Source organism: Microlunatus kandeliicorticis, assembly GCF_014137855.1.
Taxonomy (GTDB): domain Bacteria; phylum Actinomycetota; class Actinomycetes; order Propionibacteriales; family Propionibacteriaceae; genus Microlunatus; species Microlunatus kandeliicorticis.
Genome location: NZ_JACGWT010000006.1, coordinates 285513 through 299463, shown reverse-complemented (window position 1 = coordinate 299463; position 13951 = coordinate 285513). Strand labels below are relative to the sequence as shown.

The window sequence follows — 13951 nt, the reverse complement described above, 5'->3', positions numbered from 1 at the left end:
CGAAGGGCGGAGCCTCAGCGGCTGCGCCCGATGCCCCCGGCGTACCGCCCCGGGGTGGTGTCGATCATGGTCCGCAGGTGCCGGGCCAGGTGCGACTGGTCGTAGAAGCCGGCACCCGTCGCCGCGTCGGCGGCCGGCACCCCGGCCAGCAACAGCCGGCGGGCCCGGTCGACCCGCACCCCGGTGAGGTAGCGGTGCGGTGGCAACCCGAACCGGGCGCTGAAGGTCCGGACCAGGTGCCGCGGGTCGGCGCCGAGGAGCCGCCCGGCCGTGACGAGGTCGGGCGGGGCGACCGGGTCGGCGTCGAGCAGGGCGCGAAGCCCGTCGGCCAGCCGGTCGCCGGCCCGGGTGCGGACCGGCCCCCTTCGCTCCGGATCTCCGGTGAGGTGGTCGCGGAGCCGACCGGTCACCAGCGCCAGCCGGCTGTCGGTCTCCCAGCCGTCCGCCCGGCCGTCACGAGCCGCGGCCAGCGACCGGTGCAGCGCACCGATCCGGCGCTGCAGCGCGGCGTCGTCGATCTCGGGCCGGTCGACGGCGGAACCGATCAGGCGCTCGCCGAGCGTCGCGGGCTCGAGATACAGCACCCGTTTGCGGAACCCGCTCGGCTGGGCGGCCTGGCCGTCGTGCGCGACGTGCGGCGGCAGCACGGTGACCAGCGTGGTCAGCGCACCGTGCTCACGGCGGTCGAGGGCATAGCGGACCGCGCCGGTCTCGATGGTGAGCACCGTCCAGCTGTCGTGGGTGTGCATCGGGTAGGCGTGGTCGGTGAACTCGGCCCAGAACACCTCGCGGATCCCCGCGGTCTGCGGCCGCCAGGCTCGGACGCGGTTGGCGGCGGGCATGCGAAGAACGTACAAGAAGCACGCGCCCACCCGGGCTGGACTGGGGCGGTGACCACGACACCCGTCCCCAGCGCCGACGACCCCGACGCGCCGGTCCGGTTCGACACCAAGCTCGCCGTGCTGGTCCGCGACGACCTCGCGGTCTGGCAGCGGCTCAACGTCACCGCGTTCCTGGTGAGCGGACTGGCCGCGCGGCACCCCGACCTGGTCGGTGAGCCCTACCGCGACGCCGACGACGTCGAGTACCTGCCGATGTTCCGGCAGCCGACCCTCGTGTTCGAGGCCGACGCGACCCGGTTGGCCGCCGCCCACGCGCGGGCGCTCGCCCGCGGGCTGACGCCGGCGATCTTCACCGCCGAGCTGTTCGCCACCGGCCACGACTCCGCCAACCGGGCTGCGGTGCGCGGGGTCCGCACCGCCGACCTCGACCTGGTGGGGCTGGCCGTGCACGGGCCGCGGAGCGCCGTCGACAAGATCACCAAGGGTGCGCGCATGCACCCGTGACGGCGCTTCGACATGCTCAGCGCGCGTTCACCATCCACGGGCCCTGAGCCTGTCGAAGGGCGGCGGGGCGCTTCGACATGCTCAGCGCGCGTTCACCACCCACGCGCCCTGAGCCTGTCGAAGGGGCGGAGGGCGCTTCGCCAGGCTCAGCGGGCGGAGGGGGCGTCGACCGGCTCAGCGAGCGTCAGGCGGTGGCCTCGGCCAGCTCGACCTCGACCGTGACCGGGGTGTCCGACTCGGCCCAGAGCACCTCGCCGGTCAGCCGGCCGACGGCGCGCAGGTCGGCCTCGACCAGCCGGAGCCGCTCGAGGGCCTCACCCGGACCGGAGAACTCGATCCGCTCGACCTCGGTCTTCATCGAGACCTTCTGCTTGCTCTTGGCGCCGCGGATGGCGATCAGCGCGGTGGCCACGTCGTCGAGCAGCAGCGGATCGGCGCTCCCGGCGGTCGGTGCGGCGTCGATCTCCGCCTCGGTCGGCCAGGACGCGGTGTGGATCGATCCGGTCTTCCACCACGACCACACCTCCTCGGTGACGAAGGGCATGATCGGCGCGAGCAGGCGCAGCACCACGTCGAGGGCGAGCCGCAGGGTGGCGTGCGCGCTGGCCGCCGGACCGGCGCCCATCGACCCGTACGCGCGCTCCTTGACCAGCTCGAGGTAGTCGTCGCAGAACTGCCAGAAGAACCGCTCGGTGGCGTCCAGCGCCCCGGTGTAGTCGAACCGGTCGAACGCCTCGGTCGCCTCCACCACCACCCGACGCAGCTGGGCGAGCAGCGCCAGGTCGGCCGCCTCGGTGATCGGCGCGTCGGGATCCGGGGTGCCGTAGCCGAGCGCGAACTTGCTGGCGTTGAGCACCTTGAGCGCGAGCCGCCGGCCGACCTTCATCTCCTTCTCGTCGAAGGGGGAGTCGAGCCCCGGCCGGGCGCGGGCCGCCCGCCAGCGGACGGCGTCGGCACCGTAGGTCTCGAGCACGTCGGTGGGCACCACCACATTGCCCTTGGACTTGCTCATCTTCTTGCGGTCCGGGTCCATCACGAAGCCCGAGATCGAGGCCCGCGCCCAGGGCAGCGAGCCGTTCTCGAACCAGGCCCGCACCACCCGTGAGAACAGCCAGGTGCGGATGATGTCGTGGCTCTGCGGGGCCAGATCCATCGGGAAGGTCATCGCGAACAGCTCGTCGTCGCGTTCCCAGCCGCAGACGATCTGCGGGGTCAGCGAGCTGATCGCCCAGGTGTCCATCACGTCGGGGTCGCCGACGAACCCGCCGGGCACGCCGCGCTGCTGCTCGTCGAACCCGGGCGGGCAGTCGCTGCTCGGGTCGACCGGCAGGCTGTCCTCGGCGGCGAAGATCGGGCTGTCGTGACGCGGCTCGCCGTTCGCGTCGAGCGGGTACCAGACCGGGAACGGCACCCCGAAGAAGCGCTGCCGGCTGATCAGCCAGTCGCCGTTGAGCCCGCTCACCCAGTTGTCGTAGCGGTACTTCATGTGCTGCGGCACCCAGGCGAGCTCGTCGCCCTTGGCCAGCATCTGCCGGCGCAGGTCCTCGTCGCGGCCGCCGTTGCGGATGTACCACTGCCGGGTCGAGACGATCTCCAGCGGCTTGTCGCCCTTCTCGTAGAAGTTCGCCATCCGCTGGGTCGGCTTCGGGTCGCCGTCGAGGTCACCGCTCTCGCGCAGCAGAGCGACCATCGCCTCGCGAGCGCTGAACGTGGTCTTGCCGGCCAGCTGGTCGTAGGCACCGGTCGCGCCCGACGGGATCCAGTCCGGGGTGTCGCGGAGGATCCGGCCGTCGCGGCCGATGATCACCCGGGCCGGCAGCTGCAGTTCGCGCCACCAGGTCACGTCGGTCAGGTCGCCGAAGGTGCAGCACATCACCAGCCCGGATCCCTTGTCCGGTTCGGCCGCCGGGTGCGGGTGCACCGGCAGCTCGACGCCGAACACCGGGCTGGTCACGGTGGTGCCGAACAGCGGCTGGTAGCGCTCGTCGTCGGGGTGGGCGATCAACGCCACGCAGGCCGCGATCAGCTCGGGCCGGGTGGTCTCGATGTACACCGGATCCCCGGCCGCGGTCGGGTGGAAGGCCACCCGGTGGTAGGCGCCGGGGTAGTCGCGGGCCTCGAGCTCGGCCTGGGCGACCGCGGTCTGGAAGGTGACGTCCCACATCGTCGGGGCCTCGGAGAGGTAGGCCTCGCCGCGGGCCGCGTTGCGCAGGAACGCCTTCTGCGCCACGGTCTGGCTGTCGTCAGAGATGGTGGTGTAGAGCCCCCGCCAGTTCACGCTCAGCCCGACGGTCCGCCACAGGTCCTCGAACGCCTTCTCGTCCACCGAGGTCAGCTCGTGGCAGAGCGCGACGAAGTTGCGCCGGCTGATCGGCACCTGGCGCTTGGGGTCGGGCTTGGCGGGCGGGGTGAAGTCGGGGTCGTAGGGCACGCTCGGGTCGCACCGCACGCCGTAGAAGTTCTGCACCCGGCGCTCGGTGGGCAGCCCGTTGTCGTCCCAGCCGATCGGGTAGAAGACGTGCTTGCCGCGCATCCGCTGGTAGCGCGCGATCAGGTCGGTGTGGGTGTAGGAGAACACGTGGCCCACGTGCAGCGACCCGGACACGGTGGGTGGCGGGGTGTCGATGCTGAACACCGAGGCACGCGCGGCCGCCGGGTCACCCTCGGGACGCACGAACGCGTAGGTCTGGTCGTTCTCCCAGCGCTCGCGCCAGACCGACTCCAGCCCCTCCAGCGCGGGGCGGTCCGGTACGACCGGCGCGCCGGGGAGCGGTGCGTCGGGTCGGGTGCCGGAATCGGTGGTCGTCATGGTCCCGATCCTACGGAGCGGGCCACGCCGGTCGCACATCGATTGCGGGCCCGCGGAGCTCCCGGCCGCCGAGGGCGGGTGGCCCGGCTGGCTACCGTGGACGGGGTGAACCGCCTCCGCCGCCGCGACCTGCTGGTGCTCGGCTCCGGGCTGCTCGGAGCGAGCGCGGTGGGCGTCGCCGCCGGGTGCAGCCCGGCGGGCGACGGGTCCGGCAGACCGAGCCCGTCGCGGGTCGTGCCCCCGGCCGGGACGAGCGCGACGCCCGGTGCCTCCGCCTCGACGACACCGTCCGTCACCCCGTCCGTCACCCCGTCCGCCACCCCGTCCGCCACCGGCTCCGCCACGCCGGCGACGCCGTCGGCCCCCTCGACCGGGTCGGCCGCGCCGGCCGAGGAGCAGCTGCCGCCGGTCCGCGACCCGCGGTCCCTGCCCGCGCTGATGCGCGGGACCTACCGCAGCGCGGCACCGCGCCGGGTGCGGACGCTCGAGCGGAACGACCGGTGGACGTCCACGGCGATCCGCTACCGCAGCGGGGACGCAACAATCAGCGGCGTGCTCTGGACGCCGCGCGGCGACGGGCCGCACCCGGCGGTAGTGCTCAACCACGGCTACATCGATCCGCGGACCTACTGGAGCGGTCAGGGCATGCCGCGCGAGCAGCGCTACCTGGCCGACCGCGGGTTCGTGGTACTGCACACCGACTACCGCGGGCACGCCCGGTCGAGCCGCGCCTCCGCCCTCGAACGCGAGCTGCGACTGGGGTACGCGGTCGACGCGGTCAACGCCGCGCAGGCGTTGCGCGCGATGCCGCAGGTCGCCGACGACAAGATCGCGATGTTCGGTCGGTCGATGGGCGGCGGGGTGACCTACAGCGCGCTGGTGGTGGCTCCCGAGGTCGTCCGGGCCGGGCTGGTCTGGGCGCCGGTGAGCTCGAGCTTCACCGACAACTACGAGCGCTGGACCGCCCCCAAGCGCGGCGGGACGGCCGACGAGCTGCGCCGGCGGTGGGGGACACCCGACGACGCGAAGCCGTTCTATGCGGACCTGTCGCCGCGGAGCTTCTTCGACCGGGGATCGCCGTCCCGGTACGGATCGAGCACGGCACCAGCGACTCGACCTGCCCGATCCGGTGGTCGCGCCGGACGGCCGCGCTGATGGAGCAGGCCGGGGTGCGGGTCATCCTCAGCGAGCGGCGCGGCGAGGAACACACGTTCAGCATCCAGTGGGGCGCGGCGATGCGGGACAGCCTGCGGTTCCTGCGCCGCGAGCTCGACCTCTAGCCGGCCGGCGGGCCGAGCCCGGCCCAGGTCCGCGCGGTGGTCAGCACCTCGTCGAGCATCGACGGAGTGAGCCGTCCGGTGTTGACGTTCTGCGGGCTGACGTGGAAGCAGCCGAACACCCGCCGGCGCTCGTCCAGGTCGACCACCGTGCCGTGGCCGAACCGCGGCAGCGGGGTCGGGAGCGGGACCAGCCCGGCGATCGCCGGCCACAGCGCCTGCCAGCCGAACCCGCCCAGCACCACCACCGCGCGGAGGCTCGGCCAGGCCAGCTCGAGGTCGCGGACCAGCCACGGCAGACACGTGTCGCGCTCGGCCGCGGTCGGCTTGTTGTCCGGTGGCGCGCACCGGACGGCGGCGCTCATCCGGGTGTGAAGGAGCTGGTTGCCGTCGTCGCGGGAGACCGAGATCGGCAGCTTCGCCAGGCCGGTCCGGTGCAGGGCGGCGAACAGCACGTCGCCCGAGCGGTCGCCGGTGAAGTTGCGGCCGGTCCGGTTGGCCCCGTGGGCCGACGGCGCCAGCCCGACGATCATGATCGCCGGGTGCTCGACGCCGAAGCCGGGCACCGGGCGTCCCCAGTAGGTCTGGTCGGCGTACGCGCGGCGCTTGGAGGCCGCGACCTCCTCGCGCCAGGCGACCAGTCGCGGGCAGGCCCGGCAGCCGACGATCCCGGCCTCGAGCGCGGACGCGTCCGGCGCGCTGCCGGCCAGCCGGGCCACGTCCTCGGGCCCCTCGGCCACCCGTCGGTCGCTCACCGTCCCAGGCTGCCCGATGGGTTGTGGCGCCGCGCGCCGCCCGCCCCGAGCGCTGAGCCGGTCGAGTCGTGCGCTCCTCGCCCTTTGACAGGCTCAGGGCACCGTGGCTGGGTTGCTCAGAGCACCACCGTGGGTGGGTTGCTCAGGGCACCGCGGGAGCCCGTGCGCTGAGCTTGTGGAAGCCCGATCCGTGCGCTGAGCTTGTCGAAGCGCGTTCACCCCTTCGACAGGCTCAGGGGGCGGGGATGGGGGGGTGCTCAAAGGGCGGCGCTCGCTCAGGGAGCTGAGGTGGGGGCGGCGAAGGGGCCGCCGGGGGCGAACGCGTGGGCGGCGAACCGCTCGGCGATCAGCCGGTGGGTGGCGGCGTCCGGGTGCAGGGCGTCGGGGAGCGGGTGGGTGTCGACATCGGCCGCGCCGTAGAGGGTCGTGCCGTCCAGGTAGTGCAGGGCGGGGTCCGTCGCCGCTCGCTCGGCGACGATCCGGGCCAGCTCGGCGCGGATCACCCGGAGCGAGAGCCGGCCGGTGGGCGCGTCGGTGACCTCGGCCGGGTCGCCGGTGGGGACGAACCGGACGACCCCCTCAGCGGCGGCGGAGAAGTCCGGGGCCAGCGGCCCGGGGGTGTCCTCCTGGATCGGGCAGAGCAGCGCCGAGACCACCAGCAGCGGGGTGTCCGGGTGACCGTCGCGGATGGTGTCGAGGAACCCGTGCACCGCGGGCCCGAGCGCGCGGCGGCGGAACAGGTCGGCGTTGACCAGGTTGATGCCGAGCTTGACGCTGATCAGGTCGGCGGGCAGGTCGCGGATCGCGCGGGCGGTGAACGGGTCGAGCAGCGCGCTGCCGCCGAAACCGAGGTTGACCAGCTCGACGCCCCCGGCCGCCGCCGCCAGGGCCGGCCAGGTGCCGGTGGGGGAGTCGGCGTTCGAGCCGTGGCTGATCGAGCTGCCGTGGTGCACCCAGACCGGACGCGTGCTGGTCGCGGCCCGGACCGGCGCGTCGCACCGCAAGCCGAGCACCTGGGTCGCCTCGGTGTGCGGCAGCCAGACCTCGACCCGCTTGTCACCGGCGGGCAGGCCGGCGAACCGGACCACGGCGGGCGGGCCGTCGACCGGGGTGAACGAGCCGTCGCTGAAGTCGATCCGCAGGGTGCGGCCGCCGGCCGCGGTGGCCCGGGTGTGCAGGACGCCGTCGAGCAGCAGGTCGTAGACGCCGTCCGGCCGGGCCGGCGCCCCGACGTAGACGATCTTGGTCGGGCGGGTGACGAGCTCGAGGACGGTCGCCTCGGTGTCGACGACGAGCCGGACGCCCGAGGGCTGCGACTCGGCCATCGCCAGCTGCGGGTCGTCCACCTGCGCGCGGGCCCGCGCAGGCAGCCGGTGCGGGACGACCGCGTCGTCGACGCGTTCGAGCTCGACGGCCCCGTGGAAGAGGTCGTCGGTCAGCGGGACGGTGATCAGCTCCGGCACCGCGTCAGGCTGTCAGAACGACCGGTCCGGCCGCGAGTCGTTTGCGCAGCCGGGCGAACTCCGGCTGCCGGCCGACCGCGAGCGCCGCGGTGACCGCCCCGTCGCGCCGGTAGGTGGCGAACAGGCCGTCGTCGTCCCGGTGCTCGACCACCAGCGTCTCGTCCCCGTGGCGACGCCCGGCGAACTGGATCTTGGTGCCGTACTGGTCGGACCAGAAGTACGGCGCCCTGGGCGCCACCGGGGCGGCCCCGAGCAGTGCGGCGGCCACCACCGGCCCGCGGTCCTTGGCGTCGGTCCAGTGCTCGACCCGGTGGTGCCGGCCGAGCGCCGGGTCGAACCAGCAGGCGCAGTCGCCGAGCGCGTACACGCCGGGCACCGTGGTGGCACCGGTGGCGTCGCACCGCACGCCGTCCGGGCCGGTCCGGACGCCCGAGCCGGCCAGCCAGTCGACGTCCGGCCGGGCGCCGATCCCGATCACCACCACGTCGGCCGGCACCACCTCGCCGTCGGCCAGCGCGACCCCGGTGACCCGGTCCTCCCCGACGATCCCAGCCACCGCGGCGCCGACCCGGAGGGTGACGCCGTGTGCGGCGTGCAACCCGGCGACCAGCTCTCCGGCCTCGGCCCCGAGCGGCACCGACAGCGGAGCCGGAGCGGCCTCGAGCACGGTGACGTCGACTCCCCGGCTGTGCGCCGACGAGGCGATCTCCGAGCCGACGAAGCCGGCTCCGATCACCACCAGCCGTCGGCCGGGCTCCAGCTCGGGGAGCAGCGCGCGGGCGTCGTCGAGGGTGCGCAGGGTGTGCACGCCGGTCCGCCTGCCCGGTTCCGGCAGTTCGGCGCCGAGACTGCGGGCCCGGGCGCCGGTGGCCAGCACCACCGCGTCCGCGGACAGCGCGGTGCCGTCGGCGAGCACCACCCGGTGGCCGTCGGGCCCGGTCTCGAGCCGGACGGCGGGACGACCGAGCCGCCAGTCGACGTCGAGGTCCTCGTGCGGCCGTTCGAGCAAGAGGTCGGCCTCGGTCAGCGCGCCGGTGAGGAGCTCCTTGGACAGCGGCGTCCGGTCGTACGGGCGGTGCGGCTCCGCCCCGACCACGGTCAGCGGACCGTCGTGGCCCCCGGACCGGAGCGCGCGGGCGGTGGAGAGCCCCGCGAGCCCGGCACCGACCACCACGATCCGTGCGGGGCGGCGGGGCTCGGCGGTCCGGGGTGCGGGCTCGGTCACCCTGCGATCGTGCCCGCTTCCCGGCCAGACTCAAGCCGCGGTCCCCGGTCAGCCCGGAGAGCAGGACCGCGGGGCGTGGCCGACGTTCGCGACGTAGCGGGCGCTGACCCAGCGGTGGTTGTCGAGGTAGTACCAGGTCCGGTTGCCCTGGACGGCCGGTCCCTCGACCTCGCAGCGCAGCGAGACCCGGGTCCCCCGGGGCAGGGTGGCCGCAGCCGCGGCACGGGTGGTCGGTGCGACCCGGGTGCGGACGGCGCCGGTGGTGCGCCCGGCGGCGTCGCCGGCGCGGCCGCAGAAGGCGGGCGCGGGGCCGACGTTGGCCACGTACCGCGCCGACACGAACTCCCAGCCCTCGGCCGGCACGAGGTACCAGGTGGCGTTGCCGGCCACGGTCGAGCCGCGGACCTTGCACAGCAGGGTCAGCCGGTCGCCGTGCGGGTAGGCGCCGTACCCGGTCGAGGCGGTCGTCGGCAGGCTGCGCGCGGTCACCCCGCCGGTGGCGACCACGCGTCCGGTGGCGAAGGCCGGCGCCGACGGGGCGGCCTGGGCGGTCGGGCCGCCCAGGCTCAGTCCGCCGACGACCAGGGCGCCGGTGGCCAGCCCGAGCGGGACGAGCCGGGCGGCGCGCGAGCGCTGGTCGGAGTGGCGGCCGGCAGTGTGGCCGGAGTGGGAGATCGAGTGGGTCGGTCGCGGGAACGTCATCGGGTCCTCCTGGTGGGTGCGGTGTGCGGTCGGTGCCTCACCCGGACGGAGCGCCGGGACGGCCGCTGGATACGTCGGTCCCACTAAGCTCGAGAGGCCATGTCTGAACTGTCTGGATCCCCGTCCCCGTCCTCCTCGGCGTCACCGGCGGACGACGCCGCGCACGCCGAGCTGGTCGCCGCTCTCACCGCCCGCTGGCCCGAGCACCGGGTGGCCCGTGGGCTCGGCCGGATCCAGGCGCTCTGCGAGCTGCTCGGCGACCCTCAGCACAGCTACCCGGTGATCGCGATCACCGGCACCAACGGCAAGGGCAGCACGGGCGCGATGATCGAATCGCTGCTGCGGGCCTCGGGTTTGCGGACCGGCCGGTTCTCCAGCCCGCACCTGATGGACGTCACCGAGCGGATCGAGATCGACGGCGCCCCGATCAGCCGCGAGGACTTCGCCCGCACCTGGGACGACATCGAGCCCTACGTCCGGATGGTCGACGAGCGCGCGATCGACGGCGTCTCGATGACCTTCTTCGAGATCGTCACCGGGATGGCGTTCGCCGCCTTCGCCGACGCTCCGGTCGACGTGGCGATCATGGAAGTCGGGATGGGTGGCACCTGGGACGCCACCAACGTCGCCGACGCCGCGGTCGCGGTGATCACGCCGATCGACCTCGACCACACCCACCTGCTCGGCGACACGGTGGCCGAGATCGCTGCCGAGAAGGCTGGGATCATCAAGCCGGGCGCCAACGCGGTGCTCGCCGGGCAGGACCCGGAGGCCGCGACCGTGCTGCTCCAGCGGTGCGCCGACGTCGGTGCGCTGGTGCACCGCGAAGGGCTCGAGTTCGGGGTGCTCGATCGCCGGGTCGCGGTCGGTGGCCAGATGCTCCGGCTCAACGCGGCCGAGGGCCCGGTCGACGAGGTCTTCCTGCCGCTCTTCGGTGCGCACCAGGCGGCGAACGCGGCTCAGGCGCTGGCGGCCGCCGAGGCGTTCCTCGGGATGAAGGCGATCAACCCCGACCTGGTCCGCGAGGGTTTCGCGCAGGTCAGGGTGCCGGGGCGGCTGGAGATCGTCCGGCGGTCCCCACCGGTGCTGCTCGACGCCGCGCACAACCCGCACGGGGCGACCGCGGCCGCCGCGGCGATCGAGGAGTCGTTCGCGTTCTCGCCGCTGGTCGGCGTGATCGCCGCGATGCGCGACAAGGACGCCGAGGGGATGCTGCGGATCTGGGAGCCGCTGCTCAACCAGGTGGTGATCACCCGGGTCGCCTCCACCGAGCGCGGGACGCCGGCCGAGGAGCTCGGCGAGCTGGCCGAGGGGATCTTCGGCGCGGGCCGGGTGGAGGTGGTGCCGCGGCTCGACGACGCGATCGAGCGGGCGGTGACCATCGCCGAGAACGACGCCGCCGAGTCGCCGGGCGTGCTGATCACCGGCTCGGTGGTCGCGGTCGGTGAGGCCCGGACGCTGCTGGTCGGCGCCGGTGAGGACCGGCGGCCGGTGGAGGAGGACGAGCAGCCCGACCGGGCCGAGCTGGCCGACTTCGCCGAGGTCCGTGCGGTCGACGGCGTCGACGGCCCGGATGCCTTCGGGGCACGCAGCTTCGACGGCTACGACGACACCGTCGACGGGCCTGACGACGAGGGCTACGACGAGGGCTACGAGGACGAGGACGACGAGGACGAGCTCGACGACGAGGACGACGACGGCGAGAAGGACCTGAGCTACGGGCCGGAGTACGGCGAGCAGTTCGACGAGGACGAGCTCACCGAGGACGACCGCCGGCTGCTCGACGAGATCGGGGCCCGCGACTACACCGACTCCGACGGCACCGCCCGCGATGACCACGGTCCTGATCACGGTCCTGATCGTGGTCGCGACGCCGGTCCCGATCATGGGCGCGGGGGATCGGTGTGACCGCGTCCCGGTCGCCGATCGCGCTGTCCGCCGGGAACCCGATGGGGCGGGTGCTGATGACCACGCTGCTGCTCGAGGTGATCGCGTTCGCGCTGTCGATCCCGGTGATGATCAAGGTGTCGTCGGTCGACCCCGGCACCGCGGCGATCGCCGGGGGAGCGGTGGCCGCGTTCTGCGCGGTGGCCGCCGGGCTGTTCCGTACGTCGCTCGGCTATCCGCTCGGGTGGCTGGCCCAGCTGGCCGGGATCGCGCTCGGCGTGCTCACCCCGAGCATGTTCGTGGTCGGGATCATGTTCCTCGCGCTGTATGTGCTGAGCTTCGTGCTCGGCCGCCGACTGGACGCCCACCGACGGGACTGACGTCCCGCTGCGCGTCGCCGGCTCACCGGCCGCGTCGCGGTCAGCCGCGTCCGGGCTCGGGCACCAGGCTGCCGCGGAACACGACCGGCGGCGGGTCCGCCGCGCCGGCGGCGGCCGGGCCCCCGACGGCGACGTCGACCCGACGCAGCGCGGAGGGCTCCTTGCTCACCACGAAGACCTCGTCGGCCCGGGCTCCCGGCGGCACGCCGTCGGTCACGCTCCATTCCTCAGGTCGCGCACCCAGAGGGTGCAGCACCGGGTAACTGGTGGCGCCCTCGTCCGGGGTCACCTGGATCTGCCCGGCATCGGCGAAGACCGTCGACGCCGAGTGGTTCGTCAGCCGGAGCACGAAGCTGACCTTGTCCGGGGCCGCCGCGGTGATCGTGATCAGCTGCAGACTGACCCCGTCAGGCGTCCGGGCGACGGTGCCGATCGGCACCGGTCCGATGATCTGCTGGGCCGGGTCGCCGGTGGAGCCCGAGGGGGACGGTGACGCCGGGCCCGGTCCGGGAGTCGAGCCGGACGGGGCGTCGGTCGCGGGAGGGGTCGCCGGTCCGTCCGGTGCCCCGCCCGAGCAGCCGCACAGCACGAGCAGGGTCAGGACCGCGCCCGCGCCGCGAAGGGTTCTCATGGACCCGACGGTAGCGAGACCCCACCGGTTGTGACGGAAAGGAAAGAAAGTCGCTCGCGGCGAGAGCGTCGGGTGCAATCGCACCGCCGATCGCGCCGCGTCGCGGCGCTCCAGAGCCGGAGCTGCTCAGCCGGTGACGGTGGCGACCGGCTTCATCGCGGCCGATGGGTAGACCGTGCCGATGCGGACGCCGTCGAGCCAGGCGGTGAGGCGTTCGGCCTCGGTCCGCAGCGCCCGCTGCGCCACTGCGGGCACCGGCTCGAGCAGCCGCACCTCGACCACGCCGGCGTCGTCCTGCACCCAGCAGCCGACGATCCGCCCGTCCCACCAGGCGGTGGTGCCGGCGTTGCCGTTCCTGTCGAACAGCTGGGGACCGTGGGTGCCGAGGTACCAGTCGCGCTCCTTCCACCCCATCACCGTCGGGTCGAGCACCGGCAGCAGGGCCGCCCAGGGTGCGACCGGGGGCTCGGGCTCGAGGTCCTCGGGGAGCAGCCAGCCGCGGCCACCACCGTCGAGGGTGACCGCAACCGCCTCCAGCCGGGTCAGGGCCTCCCGGACGGCGCCCTTGGTCGCTCCGAGCCACCAGACCAGGTCGGCCTCGGTGCCCGGTCCGAACCGGGCCAGCCAGCGCCGCACCAGCTCGGCGTAGCCGTCCTCGACCGGCCAGGCCTCGGGCACCTCGCCCAGCCAGTCGGCCATCCGCGTCCAGCGCGGCCGGGACAGTCGCCAGTGCTGGGTGTTCGTCCCGCGGACCAGGTCGGCGGTCAGCCCGAGGTGGGTGAGCACCCGGCTGTGGTTCCAGACCGAACCGGCGGTGACGTCGAACTTCACCGCCACCTCAGGGAGCCCGTCACGGATCTCGAGCGCGGTCATCCCGTCCGGGCGGGTGCCGATCTCGCGGAGGATCAGCTCGCGGGCCCGGAGCACCCACCCGGTCCCGTCCGCGGTCAGCCCGGCCTTCTCGACGTCCTTGGCCATCCGCTTGAGCTCGGCCTCGGCCACCCGCGCCGAGGCGCTGCCCCAGGCGGCCGGCAGCAGCTCGCGCGGGAAGACGAAGAGGGTACGGCGCATGGCCAGCTGCTTGACCAGGCTGCGGTCGGTGTAGAGCGCCCGATCGACGTCCTCGACCCGGACGCCGTCGACCCGCGCGTGCACCGAGAGGTAGACCGTCGCCGGCTCGGTGGCGTGCAGCACGGCGACCGCGCGGGTGGCCTCCTCCGGATCGGCGACCCGGTGGGGCGGGGCGATCGCGTGGCGCCGGGCCAGTCGCGCGCGGCGCTCGGTGTCGGTGACGTGGCGCACCCGAACAGTCTGGCAGCCGACGCCGCCCGAACACCCCACGTCGCACCGCCCGGTACCACCTCGCACCACGTATAGGCGGTGCGAGGTGGCCGCGGACGGTGCGACGTCGGGGTGGGGGGTCGAGCCCGGCGACGGTGCGACGTCGGGGTCGAGCCCGGCGACAGTGCGACGTCG

The 13951-nt window shown here is 74.1% G+C and carries 12 protein-coding genes and 1 pseudogene; 5 read left to right on the top strand and 8 right to left on the bottom strand.

Features of this window, described 5'->3' with window-relative positions; genetic code table 11:
- Positions 1-14: 14 nt before the first annotated feature.
- Positions 15-842: an AraC family transcriptional regulator gene (locus FHX74_RS18225; RefSeq protein ID WP_182561611.1), complete on the bottom strand. Its 828-nt coding sequence runs from the start codon at positions 840-842 to the stop codon at positions 15-17.
- A gap of 48 nt (positions 843-890) precedes the next feature.
- Here FHX74_RS18225 and FHX74_RS18220 point away from each other — a divergent pair, with 48 nt between their 5' ends.
- A complete protein-coding gene (locus tag FHX74_RS18220; protein ID WP_182561610.1) occupies positions 891-1346 on the top strand; it encodes a DUF2000 family protein in 456 nt (151 codons plus the stop codon).
- Positions 1347-1530: 184 nt separating this feature from the next.
- On the opposite strand, the gene valS is transcribed toward FHX74_RS18220, so the two are convergent.
- Positions 1531-4155, bottom strand: a complete 2625-nt coding sequence (gene valS, locus FHX74_RS18215; RefSeq protein WP_182561609.1) for a valine--tRNA ligase — start codon at positions 4153-4155, stop codon at positions 1531-1533.
- Between the two features lie 105 nt (positions 4156-4260).
- Here valS and FHX74_RS18210 point away from each other — a divergent pair, with 105 nt between their 5' ends.
- A complete protein-coding gene (locus FHX74_RS18210) occupies positions 4261-5310 on the top strand; it encodes an alpha/beta hydrolase family protein (protein ID WP_182561608.1) in 1050 nt (349 codons plus the stop codon).
- Complete coding sequence (locus FHX74_RS20825; protein WP_268926109.1) at positions 5310-5435, top strand: hypothetical protein; 126 nt, start codon at positions 5310-5312, stop codon at positions 5433-5435. Before FHX74_RS18210 ends, FHX74_RS20825 begins: the two co-directional genes overlap by 1 nt.
- Here FHX74_RS20825 and FHX74_RS18205 read toward each other — a convergent pair.
- The 4 genes from FHX74_RS18205 to FHX74_RS18190 form a co-directional block, all read right to left on the bottom strand.
- On the bottom strand, positions 5432-6187 hold the full coding sequence (locus FHX74_RS18205) for a uracil-DNA glycosylase (RefSeq protein ID WP_220484157.1): 756 nt from the start codon (positions 6185-6187) through the stop codon (positions 5432-5434). The two genes, FHX74_RS20825 and FHX74_RS18205, sit on opposite strands and share 4 nt — an antisense overlap.
- A 275-nt stretch (positions 6188-6462) precedes the next feature.
- Positions 6463-7650: a GDSL-type esterase/lipase family protein gene (locus FHX74_RS18200; protein WP_182561607.1), complete on the bottom strand. Its 1188-nt coding sequence runs from the start codon at positions 7648-7650 to the stop codon at positions 6463-6465.
- Between the two features lie 4 nt (positions 7651-7654).
- On the bottom strand, positions 7655-8875 hold the full coding sequence (locus FHX74_RS20535) for an NAD(P)/FAD-dependent oxidoreductase (protein ID WP_220484156.1): 1221 nt from the start codon (positions 8873-8875) through the stop codon (positions 7655-7657).
- 48 nt (positions 8876-8923) lie between these two features.
- A complete protein-coding gene (locus FHX74_RS18190) occupies positions 8924-9577 on the bottom strand; it encodes a hypothetical protein (RefSeq protein ID WP_182561606.1) in 654 nt (217 codons plus the stop codon).
- A gap of 99 nt (positions 9578-9676) precedes the next feature.
- On the opposite strand from FHX74_RS18190, the pseudogene FHX74_RS18185 reads away from it, so the two are divergent.
- Positions 9677-11137 (top strand): annotated as a pseudogene (locus FHX74_RS18185) (bifunctional folylpolyglutamate synthase/dihydrofolate synthase); the annotation flags it as partial.
- Between the two features lie 344 nt (positions 11138-11481).
- Positions 11482-11844, top strand: coding sequence for a DUF4233 domain-containing protein (locus tag FHX74_RS18180; RefSeq protein ID WP_328823914.1), 363 nt, complete (start codon positions 11482-11484; stop codon positions 11842-11844).
- 40 nt (positions 11845-11884) lie between these two features.
- Here the strand turns inward: FHX74_RS18180 and FHX74_RS18175 are convergent, their stop codons facing one another.
- Positions 11885-12475 (bottom strand): hypothetical protein, encoded by a 591-nt coding sequence (locus FHX74_RS18175; RefSeq protein ID WP_182561604.1) that lies wholly within the window; start codon positions 12473-12475, stop codon positions 11885-11887.
- Positions 12476-12601: 126 nt separating this feature from the next.
- Positions 12602-13777, bottom strand: a complete 1176-nt coding sequence (locus FHX74_RS18170) for a winged helix DNA-binding domain-containing protein (RefSeq protein ID WP_182561603.1) — start codon at positions 13775-13777, stop codon at positions 12602-12604.
- Positions 13778-13951: the final 174 nt, after the last annotated feature.

What these genes read in the sequence shown, in the direction of transcription:
- FHX74_RS18225 (WP_182561611.1), bottom strand. Translation starts at nt 842, where the DNA reads ATGCCCGCCGCCAACCGCGTCCGAGCCTGGCGGCCGCAGACCGCGGGG.
- valS (WP_182561609.1), bottom strand. Translation starts at nt 4,155, where the DNA reads ATGACGACCACCGATTCCGGCACCCGACCCGACGCACCGCTCCCCGGC.
- FHX74_RS20825 (WP_268926109.1), top strand. Translation starts at nt 5,310, where the DNA reads ATGGAGCAGGCCGGGGTGCGGGTCATCCTCAGCGAGCGGCGCGGCGAG.
- FHX74_RS18190 (WP_182561606.1), bottom strand. Translation starts at nt 9,577, where the DNA reads ATGACGTTCCCGCGACCGACCCACTCGATCTCCCACTCCGGCCACACT.
- FHX74_RS18175 (WP_182561604.1), bottom strand. Translation starts at nt 12,475, where the DNA reads ATGAGAACCCTTCGCGGCGCGGGCGCGGTCCTGACCCTGCTCGTGCTG.